The sequence below is a fragment of the Actinoplanes sp. NPDC051851 genome, assembly GCF_040681165.1.
Lineage (GTDB): Bacteria > Actinomycetota > Actinomycetes > Mycobacteriales > Micromonosporaceae > Actinoplanes.
On record NZ_JBFAYF010000023.1, the window covers coordinates 108,065 to 128,775 of the forward strand.

A 20,711-nucleotide genomic window follows, 5' to 3' on the forward strand; every position below is an offset into this window, starting at 1 on the left:
TTGGCTCCAGGATCGGACGATCGGTTCGGTAAGGTCACCGGACCTGTCGAGAGGTTAGCGTCTGTCCGCCAAGGGCGCGGAAACAGGGAATGCTTCCGGCGTGCCGACGATGATCCAGAGGCTGGTGCCCCTACTTTGATGTCGCCTCAGTCACATCGGGAACAATGTGCCGCCAGGAGGCGTACAAGCCTGCCGCGACAGCGGTAAGGTTCCGCGCTCGCCAGGCCCGTTCCCGGTGTCGGACGAGTGTCAGAAATCGTCTGGCGGAACCGGGAACCGAAACCTTGTCACCGGCGTTACTAACGCCAAGTGACACATCGATACAGGAGAGTGAAGACCGATGGCCACCGACTACGACGCCCCGCGTCGCGATGAGGTCGACCTCGGCGAGGACAGCCTCGAGGAGCTCAAGGCCCGTCGCGCCGACTCGCAGTCGGGCGCAGTGGACGTCGACGAGGTCGAGGTGGCGGAGAGCTTCGAGCTGCCCGGCGCCGACCTCGCCGACGAGGAGCTCACCGTCAAGGTGCTGCCGATGCAGACCGACGAGTTCCGCTGCTCCCGCTGCTTCCTCGTGCATCACCGCAGCCAGCTGGCGGCGGAGCGCAACGGGGATCTGATCTGCCGAGAGTGCGCCTGACGGCGGGCTCGTCCGCGGGACACGACACACCACACGGGGACATTGACACGGGGTTTGACCCTTAGGCGCAACCGGGCACCATTACCGGTGACGACGACGGGGAGGACGACGATGAGTCAACCGGACCACGTACCCGACACCGGCGTCGACGCTATCGGCGCCGACCCGTCAGAGACGCCTGCCCAGGCTCAGGCCGACGAGGAGCTGGGCCGCACCGTCGCGGCCCTCACCGCCGACGACCTGGAGCCCGCCGGGCGGCGCCGGCTGCTGGGCCGGCTCGTGGGCGACGTCCGCCGCCGCGGCATCGGCCAGGTGTTCAAGCCTCGGTCGGCGCTGCGCTGGATGGCCGACGTGGTCGCCGACGTGGCTCCCCACGTCCCGGTCCGGGATATCGAGACGCTGCGACGGCACTTCCCGGGGCTGGACGGCGAGGCGCTGGCGGAGCGGCTGATCCGCAACGCCGCCCGGGCGACCGCCGGGGTGGGCGCGGCGGGTGGCGGGATCGCGGCCGTGGAGTGGGCCGCGGCGCCGACGCTGCTCTCCGCTCCGGTGCTGCTCTCGGCCGAGACGATCGCCGTGGTGACGATCGAGATGAAGCTCATCGGCGAGTTGCACGAGGTGTACGGGCAGCCGGTCTCCGGCAGCGGCACCGAGCGCGCCCTCGCCCTGGTCCAGTCCTGGGCCGGTCAGCGCGGGGTGAACCCGCTGGTGCCCGGCGTCGGCGTGGCCAGCGTGCTCGGCACGGCGGCCCGCAAGGAGCTGCAGAAATCGCTGCTGCGCCGGTTCGGGCGCAACCTCACCACGATGGGCCCGATGCTGACCGGGGCCGCGGTCGCGAGTTACCTGAACCGCCGGGCGACCCGCGGCGTGGGCGAGAAGGTGTGTGCCGACCTCAAGAAGAGTGGGCGGCGCGCGCTTCCCGGCTGACCCGGCGCAGCGTGGTGGCCAGCTCGACCGGGTGCCGGGTGCCGACGATCCAGAACGGGGTCGGGTCCGCCGGGTCGTCGAGCAGGACCTGCACGGCCGTACCGATCCAGGGGCGCTGGACGACGAAGGCCAGCGGATGCGAGCCGACGCCCAGCGCCTCCCGCTTGCCCTCGGCGTCGAGGGCGACCACGTCCGCGATCACCGCGACCGGCAGCCGGGCGTCGTCCACCAGCAGTTCGTCGCCGGTCACCGCGACGCGCAGCCGGTTGAGCGGGATCATCAGCAGGACCGCGAGCGGGAGCAGCACCGCGAACGGCAGCCAGACCGGGCGCAGGGCCAGGCCGAACACCGCCTCGAGGGCGAGGACGGCCGCGGTCACCAGAGCGACGAGCCAGCCCCACCAGGGGAGGGTGAGGCGCTCCTGATGGGTCGTGGAGGTGCGGTCCGGGGACTCTGCTGTCACCCTCGAAGGGTACGGCGCGCCTCCGTTGCCGGGCACGGCAGGATGGCAGGGTAGGTGCCGCCCCGACAGCCGTACGAAGTGTGAGGATCACCCGCGTGACCGACGTCGTCATCCAGGTCCGCCGGCTCGACCCGGATCTGCCCCTGCCCGCGTACGCGCACCCCGGCGACGCGGGCGCGGACCTGGTCGCGCGGGACGAGGTGGAGATCGAGCCGGGTGCCCGTGCCCTGGTGCGGACCGGTGTGGCGATCGCCCTGCCGGACGGGTACGTCGGCCTGGTGCACCCCCGCTCCGGACTGGCCGCTCGGCTGGGGGTGACGCTGCTCAACGCGCCCGGTACGGTCGACGCCGGTTACCGCGGCGAGATCCTGGTCAACCTGATCAACCATGACCGGGAGCAGACCGCCAAGATCTCGCGTGGGGACCGGATCGCCCAGCTCGTGATCCAGCGGGTGGAGCGGGCGGTGTTCCACCCGGTGGACACCCTCGACGACACCGCGCGGGGCACCGGCGGGCACGGCTCCACCGGCGGGCACCAGGCACTCTGACAGAGCTCTCACCACGGAAACACCGGAAAGGCTGGCAGGCAGATGTTCTCCCGTAAGCGCGGTGGCGCCAAGCACGTACGCGCGGCCGACGCGCCGCCCTCCGAGGCGCTCGCCCAGAGCCTGGCCTCCGACGGCGAGCCGCCCGCGCCGGAGTTCGGGCCGTACGACGTGAAGCACGCACCGGCCGACGTCCAGCGCCTGGACCTGGGTTCCCTGCGGATCCCCGCGATCGAGGGCGTCGAGGTGCGGGTGCAGGCCAACCCCGAGGGCGGCGTCGAGCAGGTCGTCCTGGTGGACGGCGAGAGCGCGCTGCAACTGGGCGTCTTCGCGGCGCCGCGGACCGAGGGCATCTGGGACGAGGTGCGCGAGGAGATCGCCACCGCGATGGCCTCCGACGGCGTCGCGCCGCGGGAGACCACCGGACGGTACGGCGTCGAGCTGACCGCCCGGGTGAACACCCCGGACGGACCGGCCGACGTCCGCTTCCTCGGCGTGGACGGCCCGCGCTGGATGGTCCGGGCGCTCTTCCAGGGCGCGGCCGCCGCCGACCCGTCCCGCGAGGGCGTGCTCGGCGACGTGCTCACCGGCCTGGTCGTGGTCCGCGACGACGAGCCCCGCCCGGTCCGCGAGCCGCTGCCGATGCGCCTGCCCAAGGAGATGGCGGAGCAGGGGCCCGCACAGCAGGAGGCCTAGGTCGTCGGCGTACCGTGGGAGTCAGGTTCCGCGGTGTGGCAGAGAGGCGACACGGGGTCATGACTACCGACGAGCGTACGGGCCTGCGCAGATTCCTGGACAGGCTGACCGCCACGGACTCGGAGCTCGACGCTCAGGAGCTTCAGCGGGACAGCGCCAAGTGCGGGGCGGTGCCGGCCGGTCAGTGCAGCCGGGGGCAGATCGTCTCGGTGTCCGGGCGGCTGCGCACCGTGGCGTACACTCCTCGCACCAACCTGCCGACCCTGGAGGCCGACCTCTGGGACGGCAGCGACGTGGTCACGCTGGTCTTCCTGGGCCGCCGGTCGATCGCCGGCATCGAACCGGGGCGCCAGCTCACCGCTCGCGGCCGGATCGCGATCCGGGACGACCGCAAGGTCATCTACAACCCGTACTACGAGCTGGAGGCGCCCCGGTGAGTCACAGCGAGCCGCGCCACGCCGCGCACGAATCGGTCGAGGAGCGGGTCGCCGAGGACATCGTCGAGGAGCTCGACCTGCACCCGGTCCCGGACCGGGAGACGGACGAGGAGCCGCTCCCGTCGATGAGCGAGCAGATCGCCGAGCAGCTCGGCGGTGTGCGCGGGCTGATCGAGTCGAGCGTTCCGGTGCTCGCGTTCGTGGTGCTCAACGTGCTCTTCGGCGAGGCGGTCCTGGGCCTGGAGAAGCGCACCGCGCTGCTCTGGGCGATCATCGGCTCGGTCGTCTCGGCGCTCGCCATCGGCGGTGTCCGGCTGTCCCGCAAGCAGCCGGTCCGGCACGCGGTGAACGGGCTCTTCGGCATCGCGGTCGGCGCCTACCTCGCGTGGCGTACCGGGGACGCGAAGAACTTCTACCTCCCCGGCATCCTGCTCACCTTCGGCCAGGCCGGCGTCCTGCTGCTCTCGGTGGTGTTCCGCAAGCCGCTGATCGGGTACGCGTGGGGCATCATGGCGAACAAGGGCCAGCAGAACTGGTTCGGCAACGCCCGGCTGTTCCGGGCGTTCCAGTGGCTCACCCTGCTCTGGGTCGCCTCGCTCTGCCTGCGGGCCGGTATCCAGTACTACCTCTGGGCGCTCGGCGAGGCGAACGCCCTCGGCATCGTCCGGATCCTGGTGAGCTGGCCGATCTACGCCGCGACGTTCGCCTACACCGCGTGGGCGATCCACCGGATCACCTCGGCCCAGCAGACCGAGACGGCCCAGCAGACCGAGCTGAAAGAGGCCTAGGCCTCCGCCGCCGACGGCCCCAGCACCACGGCGCGGATCTGCTCCTCCACCTCACTGGTGCAGACGAAGATCAGCTCGTCGCCGGCCTCCAGCGGGTCGTCCGGTGTCGGCACCAGGACCCGCTTGCCGCGCAGGATCGCGACCAGCGCCGCGTCCCGCGGCATCGGCACGGCGCGCAGCGGCTTCCCCTCGTACGGCGCGTTCTTGGGCAGGGTGATCTCGACCAGGTTCGCCTCGCCCTGCCGGAAGGTCATCAGCCGGACCAGGTCGCCGACCGTCACCGCCTCCTCGACCAGTGCGGCCATCAGGCGCGGCTTGCTCACCGAGACGTCGACGCCCCACTGCTCGGTGAAGAGCCACTCGTTCTCGGCCCGGTTCACCCGGGCCACCACCCGGCCGACCGCGAACTCGGTCTTGGCCAGCAGCGAGACGACCAGGTTGGCCTTGTCGTCACCGGTGGCGGCGACCACCACGTCGCAGGACGCGACGTCGGCCTCCTCCAGGCTGCTCAGCTCGCAGGCGTCGGCGAGTACCCACTGGGCCTCCGGCACCCGCTCCGGGCAGAGCTGACGCGGCTGCCGTTCGATCAGCATCACCTCGTGCCCGTTGCCGATCAGCTCCTGAGCGATGGACCGGCCCACGTTGCCGGCACCCGCGATGGCGATGCGCATGGTCAGTGTCCTTCTTTCCCGGCGTGCAGGGCGCGGTCCAGGACCCGGCCCACGGTCTCGTCGGTGACCAGCACGAAGACCTGGTCACCGTCCTGGAGCAGGGTGGAGGGCTGGGCGAGCACCCCCACCCCGAAGCGGGTCAGGTACGCCACCCGGGCCCCGGTCTCGTCCTCCAGGCTCTTGACCGTCTGGCCCACCCAGTCACGGTGCAGCGGCGCCTCGACGATGCTGACCACGCTGGTCGGGTCGCGGAAGACCTCGTTGTGGTCCTCGGGCATCAGGAAGCGGAACATCCGGTCGGCGGCCCAGCGGATGGTCGCCACGGTCGGGATGCCGAGCCGCTCGTAGACCTGCGCCCGCTTGGCGTCGTAGATCCGGGCGACCACCCGCGTCACACCGAAGGTCTCGCGCGCAAGCCGTGCCGAGATGATGTTGGAATTGTCACCGCTCGAGACGGCGGCGAACGCGTCGGCCCGTTCGATGCCGGCGGCGCGCAGCACGTCCCGGTCGAAGCCGATCCCGTTGACGGTGATCCCGCCGAAATCCGACCCCAGGCGCCGGAACGCGTCGGCGTTCTGGTCGATCACGGCGACCTGTTGTCCCTGCGCGTCGAGCTTCTGTGCCAGCGTGGAGCCGAGCCGGCCACACCCCATGATCACCACGTGCACGGTACGTGCCCTCCTGAATGTCCTGCGATCGCTGATGAGCCTCCCACGCCTGTCTGAGGCACCGCGTCCGGGGCGGGATACGCCCGGTGACGGGCGCCCGTACTCTTGGCACTCGTGGCAAGTACCACCTCTCTAGCCAAGCGGCTGCTTCTCGGCCGGCCGTTCCGCTCGGACAAGCTGCAGCACACGCTGCTGCCCAAGCGGATCGCCCTGCCGGTGTTCGCCAGCGACGCACTCTCCAGCGTGGCGTACGCACCCGACGAGATCCTGCTGACCCTCTCGATCGCCGGTGCGGCCGCCTTCTCCATCTCGCCATGGGTGACCCTCGCGGTCGCCGTCGTCATGGTGACCGTCGTGGCCAGCTACCGGCAGAACGTGCACGCCTACCCCTCGGGCGGCGGCGACTACGAGGTGGCCACGGTCAACCTGGGCCCGCCCGCCGGGCTCAGCGTGGCCAGTGCCCTGCTCGTCGACTACATCCTCACCGTGGCGGTGTCGATCTCGTCCGGGGTGAACAACCTCGGCTCGGTCGTCCCCTGGGTGGCGGAGAACAAGGTGGGCATCGCGATCGCCGCGATCCTCATCCTGACCGCGCTCAACCTGCGCGGGCTGCGCGAGGCCGGTTCCGCGTTCGCGGTGCCGACGTACCTCTTCATCATCGTGATCGTCGGGATGATCCTGACCGGCCTGTTCCGGGTCTTCGTCCTCGGACAGGACCTCCAGGCGCCCAGCGCGGGACTGACGATCTCCGCCGAGGAGGGCCACCTCACCAGCTTCGCCTTCGTCTTCCTGCTGTTGCGGACGTTCTCCTCGGGCTGCGCGGCGCTGACCGGCGTCGAGGCGATCTCCAACGGCGTACCCGCCTTCAAGCCGCCGAAGAGCAAGAACGCGGCGACCACGCTGATGCTGCTGGGCGGCATCGCGATCATCATGCTCTTCGGGATCATCCTGCTGGCCCGGGTGACCCACCTGCAGTACGTCGAGGACCCGGCCACCCAGATCATCTCCGGGCCGGTCAACTACGAGCAGAAGACGGTCACCGCCCAGCTCGCCGAGACGGTCTTCGGTCAGGGTTCGGCGCTGCTCTACCTCACCACCGGCGTGACCGCGCTGATCCTCTTCCTGGCCGCGAACACCGCGTTCAACGGCTTCCCGGTGCTCGGCTCGATCCTGGCCCAGGACCGCTACCTGCCCCGCCAGTTCCACACCCGGGGCGACCGGCTCGCCTTCAGCAACGGCATCGTCTTCCTGGCCGGTGCCGCGATGGTGCTGATCGTGGCGTTCCAGGCGGAGACCACCCGGCTGATCCAGCTCTACATCGTGGGCGTGTTCGTCTCGTTCACGCTCTCCCAGGGCGGCATGATCCGGCACTGGAACCGCCTGCTGAGACTGCAGCGGGATCCGGAGCGCCGGCGCCGGATGATCCGGTCCCGGGCGATCAACGCGTTCGGCATGGGCCTCACCGGCGCCGTGCTGATCGTGGTGCTGATCACCAAGTTCCTGCTCGGCGCGTGGATCGCGATCGCCGCGATGATCGTGCTCTACGTGCTGATGCTCGCCATCCACCGCCACTACACGCGGGTCGCCGAGGAGCTCAAGCCCACCGAGGAACGGCCGGTCCTGCCCTCCCGCAACCACGCGATCGTGCTGGTCAGCAAGGTGCACATGCCGACCCTGCGTGCTCTGGCGTACGCGCAGGCGACCCGGCCGGACACGCTCACCGCGGTCACCGTCAACGTGGACGACAAGGACACCCGCAACATCCAGCAGGAGTGGGAGCGGCGCGAGCTGGCGGCACCGCTGACCGTGGTCGACTCGCCGTACCGGGAGATCACCAAGCCGATCATCGACTTCGTGACGAGCGTGCGCCGCACCTCGCCGCGGGACGTGGTGACCGTCTTCGTGCCGGAGTACGTGGTCGGCCGCTGGTGGGAGAACCTGCTGCACAACCAGAGCGCGCTGCGGATCAAGGCCCGCCTGCTCTTCGAGCCCGGCGTGATGGTGGTCAGCGTGCCCTGGCAGCTGCAGTCCAGCCAGGACCGTGACCTCGCCCGCCTGGACCGGGGCCTGAACAACGCGCCGGCCCGGGGACCGCGCTTCCGGCACACGGAGCCGCAGCCCACCGCCGAGTCGCAGCCGGAGCCGGCCCCGCCCGCGGCGGTCGTCACCGAGACCGACGGCGGCGATCGCCCATGACCTCCGGCCCATCCTCGCTCTCCCGCCCGTCGTCCCGCCCGTCGTCCCGTCCGTCAGCGGAGGAGGTGGCTGATGACGTGTACGAAGGGGACCGAATAGAGATCACCGTCGGCGCTCCGGCGCACGGCGGTCACTGCGTGGCCCGGCTGGACGGCCCGCACGGCCGGGTGGTCTTCGTCCGGCACGCGCTGCCCGGCGAGCGGGTCACCGCGGAGATCACCGAGATCCATCGCAGCTATCTGCGCGCCGACGCCGTCGAGATCCACGAGCCGTCCCCGGACCGGGTCGCGGCTCCGTGCGCCTTCGCCCACCCGGGCGGCTGTGGCGGTTGTGATCTCCAGCATGTCTCCGCCGAGGCGCAGCTCGACTGGAAGACCGCCGTGGTCCGGGAGCAGCTCAGCCGGCTGGCGCACATCCCCGATGAAGATCAAGAGCAGTTTTTCGTACGGGTGGAGCCGCTGCCCGGCGGGCTACTGGGCTGGCGTACCCGGATCCGCTACGCGGTGGACGCCGCCGACCGGGCCGGTCTCCTGCAGCACCGCTCGCACCAGGTGGTCGACGTGGACCGGTGCCTGATCGCCCACCCGGCGATCCAGGAGCTGGACCTGCTCGCCCGCACCTGGCCGGCGTCGTCATCCCTCCAGGTCACCGCCTCGGGGGCCGGCGACGTCGTGGTCCTCGAGCGCCCGGCCGTCCCGAGTGACGGTCCCGGCGCGGTCTCCGGCTCCGGCTCGGTCTCCGGCTCCGGGGTCTCCGATGTCTCTGGTGTCTTCGGTGCTTCCGGTGACGACGATCTCGCCGAGGCGCCCGCCTCCGGCCTGGTCCACCTGGCCGGCCCGACAACGGTCACCGAGACCGTCGGTGACCGTTCCTGGTCACTCCGGCCGGAGAGCTTCTGGCAGGTGCACCCCGCCGCGGCCGCCACCCTGACCGACGCGGTCCTCACCATGCTGGACCCACGGCCGGGCGAGATCAGCTGGGACCTGTACGGCGGCGCCGGCCTGTTCGCCGCCGCCCTGGCCACCCGGACCGGCGCCCGCACCACGATCGTCGAGTCCTCGCCGCCCGGGGTCGCCGCGGCCCGTACCGGCCTCGCCGACCTCCCGACCGTCGAGGTGGTCGAGGCGAAGGTCGAGACGGCCCTGACCCGCCGCCGGATCACCGCCCCGGTCGACCTGGTGGTCCTGGACCCGCCGCGGGCGGGAGCCGGTCCCCGGGTGGTCCGCGACGTGATCGCCGCCGCACCACGCGCGGTCGCCTATGTCGCCTGCGACCCGGCGGCCCTCGCCCGTGACCTGGCCACCTTCCGCAAGGCCGGCTGGCGGGTGGCCGAGCTCCGCGCCTTCGACTGCTTCCCGATGACCCAGCACGTCGAGTGCGTGGCCCTGCTCCTCCCACACTGACCCGTCCCCCGCGACCCCGGCGGTGAGCCCGGGCCATAGCGCGTCCGCCGGTTCTGGCTGGTCTTCAGGGGTGCCTCGCTTCGCGTGAGGCACCCCTGAAGACCAGCCAGAACCGCGAGCCGCGATCTTGGCGGTGCGTCCCGTCCGCAGCGCGCGTCGCCGTGTTGGCTGGCGCTCAGGGGTGTGTGGACGGGCCCGACACACCCCTGAGGACCAGCCGAGACCGTGAGCGCGTGACGGCCCGGAGTGGGCAGGGACGTCGCGAGGGCCGGCGGGGGTCGCCTTTTGAGCGTGGTGGGGGAGGCGACGGCGTACCGGAGGAGGGGTTTCAGGGGTTGGCGCGCTCGGCGGCGGAGACGGCGTTGCGGAAGAGCATGGCGACCGTGGTGGGGCCGACGCCGCCGACGCGGGGGGTGATGGCGCCGGCGACCGAGGCGCAGGACTCGTCGACGTCGGGGAGCAGGCGGCGGCCCTCGTAGCGGACGCCCGCGCCGATCACGGTGGCGCCCGGCTTGACGTGTTCGGGCTGGATGATGTGCGGAACGCCGACGGCGGCGATCAGGATCTCGGCGCGCTGGGTGTACCGCGGCCAGTCCTTCACCCCGGTGTGCACCACCGTGACGGCGGCGTTGGCGGTCGGGCGCTTCTGTGCCAGCAGCATCGCGAGCGGGCGGCCGAGCGTGGCGCCACGACCGAGAATGACCACCTCGCGGCCGGACACCTCGACGCCGTGGTGGGCGAGCAGCGCCTCGATGCCGGCCGGGGTGCAGGGGAGCGGACCGGGCAGGCCGACGGCGAGGCGGCCCATGTTGAGCGGGTGCATGCCGTCGACGTCCTTGTCCGGGTCGAGGGTCTGCAGGGCCGCGTCGTAGTCGAGGTGCGCCGGGATCGGGTACTGGATCAGGACGCCGTGCACGTTCTCGTCGTCGTTGTAGGCCTCGATCACCTTCAGCAGGTCGGCCTGCGTCGCCGAGCCGCTCAGGTGCTCGTGCGGGGACTCGAAGCCGAGCTCGGCGGCCTGCTTCTGCTTGATCCGGATGTACCCGGCGCTGGCGTCGTCGTCGCCGACCAGGATGGTGGCGAGGCTGGGCTGGACGCCGCGCTCCTTGAGGCGGGCGACGCGGTCCCGGACGTCGGCCAGGACGGCCTCGGCGACCGGGGCACCGGGCAGCAGGCGAGCGGTGTTCGACATGATCGTCTCCATACCCGGGAGCCCAGGCGGTCGACGTCCCGTGACGAGCTCCCCGATGGTTGTGACCATCCCCGTGCCGCCAGTCGCTGTTCGCCTCCAGGATGCCCGATGTGTGACCTGCCCCGCTCGGCGGGGTGGGATCCGTCACCGGATATGTGTACGAGTGGTGGAGGAATGGTCTCTGTCCGTTCTCTCCGGGTCGCGGAGCGGCGCGTCACGGATAGACTCCAGCCTCATGAGCGACTCCCCCTCGACCCCGGCCGGCCTGCTGGCGAGCGTCACCGATCCCGGTGTGCTCAAGCGACTGACCCCGGAGCAGTCGTCCCTGCTCGCGGCCGAGATTCGAGACTTCCTCGTGGCCAAGGTCTCGCGCACCGGCGGTCACCTCGGTCCGAACCTCGGCGTGGTCGAGCTGACCCTGGCGATGCACCGGGTCTTCGATTCCCCACGTGACAAGATCCTCTTCGACACCGGTCACCAGTCGTACGTGCACAAGATCGTGACCGGCCGGCAGGACGGCTTCGACCTCCTGCGCCAGCGGGGTGGCCTGACCGGCTACCCGAGCCAGGCCGAGAGCGAGCACGACCTGATCGAGAACTCGCACGCCTCCACCGCGCTCTCCTACGCCGACGGCCTGGCCAAGGCGTTCGCGCTGCGCGGCGAGGACCGGCACGTGGTGGCGGTGGTCGGCGACGGCGCGCTGACCGGCGGCATGTGCTGGGAGGCGCTCAACAACATCGCGGCCACGAAGAACCGCCTGGTCATCGTGGTGAACGACAACGGCCGGTCGTACGCGCCGACCATCGGCGGCCTCGCCGACCACCTCTCCACGCTGCGCCTCAACCCCGGCTACGAGAAGGTGCTCGACCTGGTCAAGGACGCGCTCGGTCAGACCCCGGTGGTCGGCAAGCCGGTCTTCGAGGTGCTGCACGCGGTCAAGAAGGGCATCAAGGACGCGGTCAGCCCGCAGCCGATGTTCGAAGACCTCGGCCTGAAGTACATCGGCCCGGTCGACGGCCACGACCAGCAGGCGATGGAGTCCGCGCTGCGCCGGGCCAAGGGCTTCAACGCCCCGGTCATCGTGCACGCGGTCACCAAGAAGGGCTACGGCTACCGCCCCGCCGAGGAGGACGAGGCGGACTGCTGGCACAGCCCCAGCGCGTTCGACGTGCACACCGGGCAGATGCTGCCCTCGACCGCGCTGAAGTGGACCAAGGTCTTCGCCGAGGAGCTGGTGAAGGTCGCCGACGAGCGGCCGGACGTGGTCGGCATCACCGCCGCGATGGCCGAGCCGACCGGCATCGCCGCGCTGCAGAAGAAGTACCCCGAGCGGGCCTACGACGTGGGCATCGCCGAGCAGCACGCGGCGACCAGCGCGGCCGGTCTGGCGATGGGCGGCCTGCACCCGGTGGTGGCGGTCTACGCGACCTTCCTGAACCGGGCCTTCGACCAGGTCCTGCTCGACATCGCGATGCACGGCCTGCCGGTCACCTTCGTGCTGGACCGGGCGGGCATCACCGGGCCGGACGGCCCGAGCCACTACGGCATCTGGGACATGAGCGTCTTCGGCGTGGTGCCCGGCCTGCGGATCGCCGCCCCGCGGGACGCCGTCACGCTGCGCGAGGAGCTGCGCGAGGCGGTCGCGGTCGACGACGGCCCGACCATCGTGCGCTTCCCGACCGGCGCGGTCGCCCCGGACACCCCGGCGATCCGCCGGGTGGGCCAGATCGACGTGCTGCGCGAGGGCGAGCGGAAGGACATCCTGCTGGTCGCGGTCGGTTCCTTCGCCGGTCTGGGCCTGGAGGCCGCCGAGCGTCTCGCCGAGCAGGGCTACGGCGTGACCGTGGTGGACCCGCGCTGGGTCCGCCCGGTGCCGATCGAGCTGACCGGCCTGGCCGCCCAGCACCGCCTGGTGGTCACCGTGGAGGACGGCATCCGCGCCGGTGGCGTCGGTGACGCGGTCGCGGCCGCGCTGCGGGACGCGAACGTGCGGGTCCCGCTCCGCGACTTCGGCGTGCCGGCCGGCTTCCACCCGCACGGCACCCGGGCGCAGCTGCTCACCTCGCTCGGCCTGACCGCGCAGGACATCGCCCGGGATGTGACCGGGGTGATGTCCGGTCTGGACGAGTCGGTGGAGGCCACCTCGGTCTAGAGGTGCAGTTTCGTTACCCAGTCGTTATCTTTGGCGGATGGGTGACGTCGTCATCGACCTCGGTCTCGATCGGGGTACCCCGGAGAGCTACGCGAAGCCGGGGCGGCGGACCACGTCGCCCTGGCTTCCGCCGTTCCTGGTCGCCGTGCTGGTGCTCCTCGCCGCCGCCGCGTCGGCGGGACCGGCCCGGTCGCCGCTCGACGAGGTGCTACGGACGCCGATCGGGCCGGCCGACCCGTACCTGATCACCGAGGGGCGGGTGCTGGTCCAGTCGCGCGGCGTGCTCACCGCGTACGACCTGGCCGCCGGCGGACTCCGCTGGCGGACCGCGCAGCCGGTCCCGGTCTACCAGCTGCGCTCCGCCGACGGGCTGGTCCTGCTCCGGCCCTGGGCCACCGGCCGGGCCGAGCCGGGCACCACCGCGGTCTCGATCGCCACCGGCACCGCCGAGTGGCACCACCGGCGCAACGTGATCACCGCGACCGGCGGCGACCTGATGATCGCGGTGAGCGGGGTGCGCAGCAGCTCCCGGACCCGGGTGGAGGGCGAGGTCGACGCGCTCGACCCGGTCACCGGGCTGACCCGCTGGCAGGTCCGGGTCCCGTCCACCGGCGTGCTCCTCACCGTGCCCGGCCCGGCCGACCTGGGCCCGCGGATGATGCTGGTCCGCGACGACCGGACCGCCTCGCTCTACGACACCGGGACCGGCGACCTGCTCGCCACCCGGGCGCTGCCCGCCGCCGGGTACGGCCCGGCCAACCCGGTGGTGGCCGGGGGAGTGGTCCTGCTCCGGCACCCCGGGCCGTCCGGCACCGAGGTCTCCGCGTACGACGCCGCCACACTCCGCCCGCTCTGGACCGAACCGGCCGGCGACACCGTCGAGGTGCACACCTGCGGCCTGCTCGCCTGCCTCGTCGAGCGGGACGGGATCGTGGCGGTGGACCCGGCGACCGGCGACGAGCGGTGGCGCCACGACGGCTGGCGCTCGGCCGAGCAGCACGGCATGTCGCTGGTCGTCTCGGTGGCCGACGCCCCGGTGGCGACGGTCGACCCCGCGAGCGGCCGGGTCCTGGTGGACCTGACCGGGTGGCACCTGATCGGCGGGACCGACGGATCGGGCCGGTCCCTGGTCACCCGGGCGATCGACGGGGGCGCGCGTACCATGGTCGCCGTCGCCGACCCGGCCGTCTCCCGGCCCCGCCCGATCGCGGTGCTGCCGGCCGGCACCGGTGACTGTCAGGCCGCCCCGGGCCGGCTGGTCTGCCGGTCCACCACCGGCGAGCTGATCGTCTGGGGGTACACCGAGGGCTGAGGAGGGAGCGGAGTGACCCTGATCGAGCTGGACCGGGAGACCCCGCTCGAGGTCGAGCTCGGCCGCCGTCCCCCGCTCGCGCACCACCGGCGCACCGGGCTCCTGCTGGCCGTGGCGCTGCTCGCCGTCCTCGGCGGCGGGGTGCCCGCCACCGGCATGTGCTGGCGTCTCCTCGGCGTGATCACCACCGAGGAGTTCCCCGACGGCCAGGTCCAGATGACCGGCGGGCAGATCTACACGGTGGACACCACCGACGACGAGCCGGTCGTCACCGCCTGGGCGCCCGGCGACGGACTGACCCGCCTCTGGAGCGACCGGGTGCCGGTGGCGATGGCCGGGGACGACAACATCGCGCCGGTCAACTCGGTCTCGGTCCGGCAGTCCGGCGAGGTGGTGCTGCTCACCGCGGGCTTCACCACCACGGCGGTGGACGCGGCGACCGGGCGGACCCGCTGGACCTCGCCGATCTCGGTGACCGTGCTGGCCGGGAACACCACGGGCGTCACCGTCGAGCGGGTGTTCCGCCCCGGCACCGAGTACGACCAGGACTCCGGCGACCCGGGACCGCTCTACTTCACGGCGACCGGTGAGCCGCACACCGAGGCGCCGATCCGTACCGAGGTGCGGGGCATCGACCTGGCCAGCGGCGGGACGCTCTGGACGGCGACGCCGGGCGGGTCGGTGAACGTGGACATGGTCGCCGGTGAGCCGGCCGCGGTGCTGATCACCGCCTCCTCCCGGCTCACCCTGCGCGACCTGCGTACCGGCGCGGAGCTCCGCGCGGCCGGCCTGCCGAAGCTGGACGGGAAGGGCCCGTCCAGCGGCACCCTGCTCGGCGACGTCGCGCTGGTCCGGTACGAGGACGCGGCCGGCCAGATCGCGTACGACGCCCGTACCCTGACCCGGCTCTGGCGGGGCGGCTCCGCCGACGCCGTCCCGGCCGACCCGGTGGACTGCGAGAACCTGCTCTGCGACGGCGCGCACGGCGACGTGCGGGTGCTCGACCCGCGGACCGGGCGGACGCGGTGGCGGGTGCAGGAGGACGTCGACCTGACCGCCCGCGCCGGATACGTGCTGGAGACCGACGCGGCGAGCGGGGAGCCGGTGCGCCTCGCCGACGTCCGGACCGGTGTGGTCCGGGCCGACCTGACCGGGTGGACCGGCGACGTACCGGGCACGGCCGACCAGCCGCTGCTGCTCTGGCGTGCCGGCAAGGCGGGCACCCGGATCTTCGCCGTGGTCACGCCGGGCCACCCGGAGATCCAGCGTCTCGGCACGGCCGCCAAGGGGCTGGACGACTGCGACTCGGACGGCAACTTCGTGCTCTGCCGGAGCGCGACCGGTCTGCGGGTCTGGGCCTACCGGATTTGATCCGGGCGGGCAGAATGGCGATGTGGCAGAGGCGCTGATCGATCTGGGCCGCGTCGAGGACGCGCCCGTCGAGCCGCCGCCCCCGCGTTCCTGGCGGCCGGTCCTCGCTGCCGCCGGTGCCCTGCTGCTGGTCCTGCTCGGCGGTGCGGCCGCGCCGGTCCACCCGCCGGCCCCGGCGATCCTGCCGGGCGCGCTCGGCGACCAGTTGATCGTCACGGACGAGACGGTCTTCGTGGTGGGCGCGGCCTCGGAGTCCGGCGAGGCCGTGCGGTCCCACCCCCTGCACGCGTACGCGCTGCCCGGCGCGCGCCCGGTCTCCGCGAGCACGATCGCGGTGCCGGGGGTGATCTTCTCGATCCAGCCCGCCGGACCGGATCTCCTGCTGATCTCCGCCCGCAACGAGGCCGACAACGTCGTCACCGTCATCGCGGTGCGCCCGTCGACCGGCGAGACGCTCTGGCGGCGGGCCGGCATCACGGTCGGGGTCTCGGAGACCGCCGGCGTCGCCGTGATCACCACGGACGGCGTGCCCCGCAGCGATGACGAGTACGCCGTCTCGTACTGGCACGTGGTGGACCTGGAGACCGGGACGTCCCGCTGGTCCGTACGCCTCGCCTCGGGCGAGCAGGCGGTGACGGACGGCGCCGTCCGCGAGCCTCGACGGCTCTATGTGCTGCGTACCGGGCGTCTCTCCGCCTACGACGTGCGCAACGGCCGGGTCGTCGCCCAGGTGCCGGTCCCCGGGATCGCGCCCGGGGAGGCCGCCCTCTGGCCGGTCGGGGACCGGGTGCTGGTCACCGGCGAGGAGGGTGGCACCTACACCTTCCAGGGCGACGAGCTGACCCCGGTCTCGCACGTGGCGCGCGGGATGAGCGGCTACTTCGCGCCGGCCGAATGCGACGGCCTGCTCTGCGTCTACACCGAGACGAACCGGGTCGCCGGGCTCGATCCGGAGACCGGGGCGGAGACCTGGTCGGCGCCGTTCGACGGCTTCGCCGCGTACCGGGACGGCGCGGTGATCAGCACCGCCACCGCCGACGGCACCCGCCCGCGGCTCCTGAAATCGGACCCGGTGACCGGCCGGCGGCTCGCCGAGCTCGACGGGTGGTCGCCGGTGCCGGGTACGGCCAGCGGCCCGTTCTACGTGCAGCACGTGCAACTCGGCGCGGACCGGTACTGGTTCGGGGTGGTCGACCCGGTGACGTTCCGGGTGGCGGTGCTCTTCTCCGGCGAGCACCTGGCCGGCGACTGCCGGTTCACCGAGACGGCCCTGGTCTGCCGCCGGATCGACGCGAGCGTGGGGGTTTGGCCTCTTCGGTAGCCTTCACCTCGACGGGGTTCCCACCCCGGCGGAGGCCATGGAGGATCGCGGTGCGTGTGCTGGTGGTGGAGGACGAGCGGACGATGGCCGACGCGATCGCGCGCGGTCTGCGGCGGCAGGGCATGGCGGTCGACGTCGCCTACGACGGGCTGCAGGGCCACGAGATGGCGTACGTGACCAGGTACGACGTCGTCGTGCTGGACCGCGACCTGCCCGGCATGCACGGCGACGAGATCTGCGCGGCGCTGGTCGAGTCCGGTGCCCTGACCCGGGTGCTGATGCTGACCGCGAGCAGTACGGTCGCCGACCGGGTCGAGGGCCTGCAGCTCGGCGCCGACGACTACCTGGCCAAGCCGTTCGCGTTCGAGGAGCTGGTGGCCCGGGTGCAGGCGCTCGGCCGGCGGGCCACCCCGGCGGCGCCCCCGGTGCTCACCGTCGGCGACCTGGTGCTCGACCCCGCCCGCCGGGTGGTGACCCGGGCCGGGGTCACGCTGGACCTCACCAACAAGGAGTTCGGCGTGCTGGAGGTGCTGCTCCGGGCGAGGGGCGGGGTGGTCTCCAGCGAGGAGCTGCTGGACCGGGTCTGGGATGCCAACACCGACCCGTTCACCACCACGGTCCGGGTGACCGTGATGACCCTGCGCAAGAAGCTGGGCGACCCACCGCTGATCGAGACCGTGGTCGGCGCCGGGTACCGGGTCCCCGAAGCGGTCGTGGCCTCGTGACCGTCTACCAGGGCCAGGCTCAGGGCCAGGTCCCGGGCCGGGCCCCGGGCGCCCGGCCCGGTGGTGGCCTGCGCTGGCTGCTGCGCCCGACGCTGCGGCTGCGGCTGACCCTGCTCAACGGCATCCTGCTGGTCGCGGCCGGCGCGGTCCTGGTGGTGCTCGCCTGGCTCCTGGTCGACGAGTCGCTGCACCCGGCCGACGAACTGCAGGCCGGCTCGACCGTGACGCTGAACGACGGCAGCCTCCGTGAGGCGCGCGCCTGGCAGAACGAGATGATCGACCAGGCCTCGGACGAACTGCTGCTCAAGGGCTTCGGCGCGCTGATCGCGATCGGCATCATCGGCACCGGCGGGGCCTATCTGGTGGCCGGCCGCGCGCTGCGCCCGCTGCACGCGGTGACCCAGGCCGCCCAGCGGCTCGGCGAGGAGACCCTGGAACAGCGGATCCGGTACGCGGGCGCGGACGACGAGGTGGCCGAACTGGCCCGGACGTTCGACGCGATGCTGGACCGGCTGACCGCGGCGTTCGAGTCGCAGAAGCGGTTCGTGGCGAACGCCTCGCACGAGCTGCGCACGCCGCTGGCGGTGATGCGGACCGAGATCGACGTGACGTTGATGGACGACGAGGCCGACGTGGCGGAGTACCGCCGGATGGCCAAGGTGGTCCGCAACGCCTCGGAGCGCGCGAACGGCCTGGTCGACGCGCTGCTGGTGCTGGCCCGCTCGGAGGCGCAGTCCGGCCGCCGGCTGGTCCGCAAGGTGCCGGCCGACCTGGCGACCAGCGCCTACACCGCGCTCTCCGCGGTGAAGGCGGAGGCCGAACGCCTGAAGCTCGAAGTCACCACGGATCTTCAGGCGGCCCCGGTGGTCGGCGACCCGAGTCTGCTGGACCGGCTGGCCGGCAACCTGATCGAGAACGCGATCCGGTACAACCACCTGCTCGGCAAGCTATGGCTGCGTACCTGCCTGGTGAACGGCCAGGCCCGGCTGATCGTCGGCAACACCGGTTACGAGGTGGAGCCGGCCGACGTACCGGGCCTCTTCGAGCCGTTCCGCCGGGGCGGCTGGGAGCGGACCGGTTCCCGCGGCTCCGGCCTGGGGCTCTCCATCGTGCGGGCGGTCTGCGACGCGCACGGCGGCACGGTCTCGGCGGTGGCCCAGGAGGGCGGCGGCCTGGAGGTCACCATCTCCCTGCCGGCCGCCGACACCACTCCGGTGGTGGCCGCCACGGCGTCCGTGCCACGCGGCCGGGTCTAGCTAACCCCTGGTCTCGATCTGGGACCGGATCGTGGGGAACTCGCTCGTCACCTTGTCGGCCGACTTGAAGTACCAAACGACCATGCCGAGACTGCCCTCGTCGGCCCAGCCGCAGAGCGCCATCCTGATCCCGTCGCTCTCGGTGTTGCCGCACTTCGCGGCGCCGCCGAGCGAGCCGGTGCTGACCTCGGTGGTGTCGGTCACCTTCGAGTCACCGCTGCCCAGGGCATAGAAGAGCATTCCCAGGTACGAGTCCGGGTCGTCGATCGGGGCCTCCGCCGCCGCGATGGTGACCAGGTTGCTGCGGCTGGAGTTGCCGTACACCGCGCCGACTGAGTTGGTCACCCCGGGCAGGCTGCCCAGACTCTGCTTGAGCAGGGACGCCAGGCTGGCCGCCTCGTCCTCGTCGATCTTCGGGCGACCGTTCAGCTTCTGGGGTGCCGCGACCGTGATGTCCGCGTCCTCGCCGGCGTCCTCGGCCGGCTCGGTGGTCGCCTCGCCGGTCGGCTCGGTGGTCTCGGTCCCGGTGCCGCCCGCGACCGGGGCGTCGGCGCCGGTGGTGGTCTGGTTCGCGTTCCGGACCAGCAGGACGGCCGAGGCCGCGCCGCCGAGGCAGAGCACCAGCACGATCGCCACCGAGAGCGCGATGATCGGCCCGGTCCGCGACTTCGGCGGGGCGGGCGGCGGGTAGCCCGGCTGCGGCGGGTACCCGGGTGGTGCCGGGTATCCGGGCTGTTGATAGCCGGGCTGCTGGTAACCGGGCTGCTGGTAGCCGGGCGGGGGGTAATCCTGCTGCGGGCCGTAGCCGTACGGCGGTGTCGGCGCCGGACCCGGCTGCGGCGGCACCGAGGAGGGTACGTCGGGGTTGGGCTGACCGGGATACGGCGGGCCGGAGTACGGGGGCTGTGTCATCGGCGCTCCAACATCGGGGGTACCGCTCACGAGCCTATCGGTCACCGGCAATGACGCCGCCGCCCCGCCCGGGTGACCGGACGGGGCGGCGGGACCGGGGACGTCAGCTCTTGGTCTCGATCTCCGCACGGAGCGTCGGGAACTCGGCCGTCACCTCGGAGGCCTTCTTGAAGTAGATCAGCGCCATGCCGACGCTGCCGCCGTCGGCCCAGCCGCAGACGGCCATGTCGACGCCGCTCTGCGCGGTGGAGCCGCACTCCGCGACGCCGCCCAGGTCACCGGTGTCGACCTTGGTCCGGCCGGTGACGGCCGAGCTCTCGCCGAAGCTGGTGAAGGCCGCGTCGAGCTCGGCCTGCGGGTCGGTGATGACGGCCTCGGTGGCCAGCACGCCGATGATGTCCTTCTTGGCCGCCTCGCCGTAGAACGCGGCGAACGAGTTCTTGGCCTGCGGGTACTCGGACAGGCTGGTCTTCATCTGGTCGGCGAGCGAGGTGAACTGCTCGTCGGTCAGCTTGGGGCGGTCGCCCAGGGTGTCCGGCTCGGCGATGGAGATCTTCTCGGCGGCGGCCGAGGCACTCGCCACGGTGGCCTGCACCTTGTCGAGCTCGTTCTTGCCGAAGACGGCGAGCGCGGCGACACCGGCGATGCAGAGCACCACGATGACCGCGACGACGATCAGGATGATCTTGAGGACCGGCGACTTCTTCTGCGGCGGGGGCGGCGGAAGGAACGGCGGCTGACCCGGAATCGGCTGACCGAACGGCGGCTGACCGGGGACGGGCTCGCCGAACGCCGGCTGTCCCGGCACCGGCTGACCCGGAACCGGCTGGCCGAACGGAGGCTGACCCGGCGCGGGGTAGCCGGGGGTCTGGCCGGCGGGCGGGACGTTATCGGGGTTGGGCTGGCCGAAAGGCGGCTGCGTCATCAATACTCCAGGATCGGTTGGTCGCTGGAGCCTAATAGGCAGGTCGCGATGGGTGCGATCCCGTTTCCCGTGAGGTGCCTTACGTCTCCCTGATCGTTACATGGGAAGGGCCCC

20 protein-coding genes are annotated in these 20,711 nt (G+C 72.2%); 14 read left to right on the plus strand and 6 right to left on the minus strand.

All coding sequences use genetic code 11. The features are described from left to right. The first annotated feature begins 340 nt into the window (after positions 1 to 340). Positions 341 to 637 carry a DUF4193 domain-containing protein gene (locus AB0M08_RS22580; RefSeq protein WP_364496411.1) on the plus strand — a complete coding sequence of 99 codons (297 nt, stop codon included), beginning with the start codon at positions 341 to 343 and terminating at the stop codon, positions 635 to 637. A gap of 111 nt (positions 638 to 748) precedes the next feature. Next, positions 749 to 1,564, plus strand: coding sequence for a hypothetical protein (locus AB0M08_RS22585; protein ID WP_364496413.1), 816 nt, complete (start codon positions 749 to 751; stop codon positions 1,562 to 1,564). Here AB0M08_RS22585 and AB0M08_RS22590 read toward each other — a convergent pair. Beyond that, positions 1,530 to 2,027 carry a DUF3093 domain-containing protein gene (locus AB0M08_RS22590; RefSeq protein WP_364496416.1) on the minus strand — a complete coding sequence of 166 codons (498 nt, stop codon included), beginning with the start codon at positions 2,025 to 2,027 and terminating at the stop codon, positions 1,530 to 1,532. The two genes, AB0M08_RS22585 and AB0M08_RS22590, sit on opposite strands and share 35 nt — an antisense overlap. 95 nt (positions 2,028 to 2,122) lie before the next feature. On the opposite strand from AB0M08_RS22590, the gene dut reads away from it, so the two are divergent. The 4 genes from dut to AB0M08_RS22610 are packed head-to-tail and all read left to right on the plus strand — an operon-like array spanning position 2,123 to position 4,493. Beyond that, the gene (gene dut / locus AB0M08_RS22595) at positions 2,123 to 2,575 is read left to right on the plus strand and encodes a dUTP diphosphatase (protein ID WP_364496419.1); all 453 of its coding nucleotides are present in this window, start codon (positions 2,123 to 2,125) and stop codon (positions 2,573 to 2,575) included. 42 nt (positions 2,576 to 2,617) lie between these two features. Continuing rightward, entirely contained in the window at positions 2,618 to 3,268 is a 651-nt protein-coding gene (locus tag AB0M08_RS22600; protein ID WP_364496422.1) for a DUF3710 domain-containing protein, read from the plus strand. Between the two features lie 59 nt (positions 3,269 to 3,327). Continuing rightward, a complete protein-coding gene (locus AB0M08_RS22605; RefSeq protein ID WP_364496425.1) occupies positions 3,328 to 3,705 on the plus strand; it encodes an OB-fold nucleic acid binding domain-containing protein in 378 nt (125 codons plus the stop codon). Beyond that, a complete protein-coding gene (locus AB0M08_RS22610; protein ID WP_364496427.1) occupies positions 3,702 to 4,493 on the plus strand; it encodes a DUF3159 domain-containing protein in 792 nt (263 codons plus the stop codon). Before AB0M08_RS22605 ends, AB0M08_RS22610 begins: the two co-directional genes overlap by 4 nt. Here the strand turns inward: AB0M08_RS22610 and AB0M08_RS22615 are convergent. Together AB0M08_RS22615 and AB0M08_RS22620 are read right to left on the minus strand one after the other, a co-directional pair. After that, positions 4,490 to 5,170: a TrkA family potassium uptake protein gene (locus tag AB0M08_RS22615; protein WP_364496488.1), complete on the minus strand. Its 681-nt coding sequence runs from the start codon at positions 5,168 to 5,170 to the stop codon at positions 4,490 to 4,492. The two genes, AB0M08_RS22610 and AB0M08_RS22615, sit on opposite strands and share 4 nt — an antisense overlap. After that, positions 5,167 to 5,832 carry a TrkA family potassium uptake protein gene (locus AB0M08_RS22620; RefSeq protein WP_364496430.1) on the minus strand — a complete coding sequence of 222 codons (666 nt, stop codon included), beginning with the start codon at positions 5,830 to 5,832 and terminating at the stop codon, positions 5,167 to 5,169. The genes AB0M08_RS22615 and AB0M08_RS22620 overlap by 4 nt, the downstream gene beginning before the upstream one ends. A 114-nt stretch (positions 5,833 to 5,946) precedes the next feature. Between AB0M08_RS22620 and AB0M08_RS22625 the strand changes: the two genes are divergently transcribed. Next, the gene (locus AB0M08_RS22625; RefSeq protein WP_364496432.1) at positions 5,947 to 8,028 is read left to right on the plus strand and encodes an APC family permease; all 2,082 of its coding nucleotides are present in this window, start codon (positions 5,947 to 5,949) and stop codon (positions 8,026 to 8,028) included. A gap of 65 nt (positions 8,029 to 8,093) precedes the next feature. Next, positions 8,094 to 9,431, plus strand: a complete 1,338-nt coding sequence (locus AB0M08_RS22630) for a TRAM domain-containing protein (protein ID WP_364496435.1) — start codon at positions 8,094 to 8,096, stop codon at positions 9,429 to 9,431. Between the two features lie 328 nt (positions 9,432 to 9,759). Here the strand turns inward: AB0M08_RS22630 and AB0M08_RS22635 are convergent, their stop codons facing one another. Further along, on the minus strand, positions 9,760 to 10,623 hold the full coding sequence (locus tag AB0M08_RS22635; protein ID WP_364496437.1) for a bifunctional 5,10-methylenetetrahydrofolate dehydrogenase/5,10-methenyltetrahydrofolate cyclohydrolase: 864 nt from the start codon (positions 10,621 to 10,623) through the stop codon (positions 9,760 to 9,762). Between the two features lie 235 nt (positions 10,624 to 10,858). Between AB0M08_RS22635 and dxs the strand changes: the two genes are divergently transcribed. From dxs to AB0M08_RS22665, 6 genes are all read left to right on the plus strand, one after another. Continuing rightward, the gene (gene dxs / locus AB0M08_RS22640; protein ID WP_364496439.1) at positions 10,859 to 12,775 is read left to right on the plus strand and encodes a 1-deoxy-D-xylulose-5-phosphate synthase; all 1,917 of its coding nucleotides are present in this window, start codon (positions 10,859 to 10,861) and stop codon (positions 12,773 to 12,775) included. A 37-nt stretch (positions 12,776 to 12,812) separates the two neighbouring features. Continuing rightward, the gene (locus AB0M08_RS22645; protein ID WP_364496442.1) at positions 12,813 to 14,087 is read left to right on the plus strand and encodes a PQQ-binding-like beta-propeller repeat protein; all 1,275 of its coding nucleotides are present in this window, start codon (positions 12,813 to 12,815) and stop codon (positions 14,085 to 14,087) included. 12 nt (positions 14,088 to 14,099) lie between these two features. Continuing rightward, complete coding sequence (locus tag AB0M08_RS22650) at positions 14,100 to 15,458, plus strand: PQQ-binding-like beta-propeller repeat protein (protein WP_364496445.1); 1,359 nt, start codon at positions 14,100 to 14,102, stop codon at positions 15,456 to 15,458. A 22-nt stretch (positions 15,459 to 15,480) separates the two neighbouring features. Then, on the plus strand, positions 15,481 to 16,779 hold the full coding sequence (locus AB0M08_RS22655; protein WP_364496447.1) for a PQQ-binding-like beta-propeller repeat protein: 1,299 nt from the start codon (positions 15,481 to 15,483) through the stop codon (positions 16,777 to 16,779). Positions 16,780 to 16,829: 50 nt separating this feature from the next. Continuing rightward, complete coding sequence (locus AB0M08_RS22660; protein WP_364496450.1) at positions 16,830 to 17,504, plus strand: response regulator transcription factor; 675 nt, start codon at positions 16,830 to 16,832, stop codon at positions 17,502 to 17,504. 80 nt (positions 17,505 to 17,584) lie between these two features. After that, positions 17,585 to 18,760, plus strand: coding sequence for a HAMP domain-containing sensor histidine kinase (locus AB0M08_RS22665; RefSeq protein WP_364496491.1), 1,176 nt, complete (start codon positions 17,585 to 17,587; stop codon positions 18,758 to 18,760). On the opposite strand, the gene AB0M08_RS22670 is transcribed toward AB0M08_RS22665, so the two are convergent. Both AB0M08_RS22670 and AB0M08_RS22675 read right to left on the minus strand, forming a co-directional pair. Next, positions 18,761 to 19,672, minus strand: coding sequence for a hypothetical protein (locus AB0M08_RS22670; RefSeq protein WP_364496452.1), 912 nt, complete (start codon positions 19,670 to 19,672; stop codon positions 18,761 to 18,763). It abuts the gene before it with no gap. A gap of 103 nt (positions 19,673 to 19,775) precedes the next feature. Continuing rightward, a complete protein-coding gene (locus AB0M08_RS22675; RefSeq protein ID WP_364496455.1) occupies positions 19,776 to 20,597 on the minus strand; it encodes a hypothetical protein in 822 nt (273 codons plus the stop codon). Between the last annotated feature and the right edge of the window lie 114 nt (positions 20,598 to 20,711).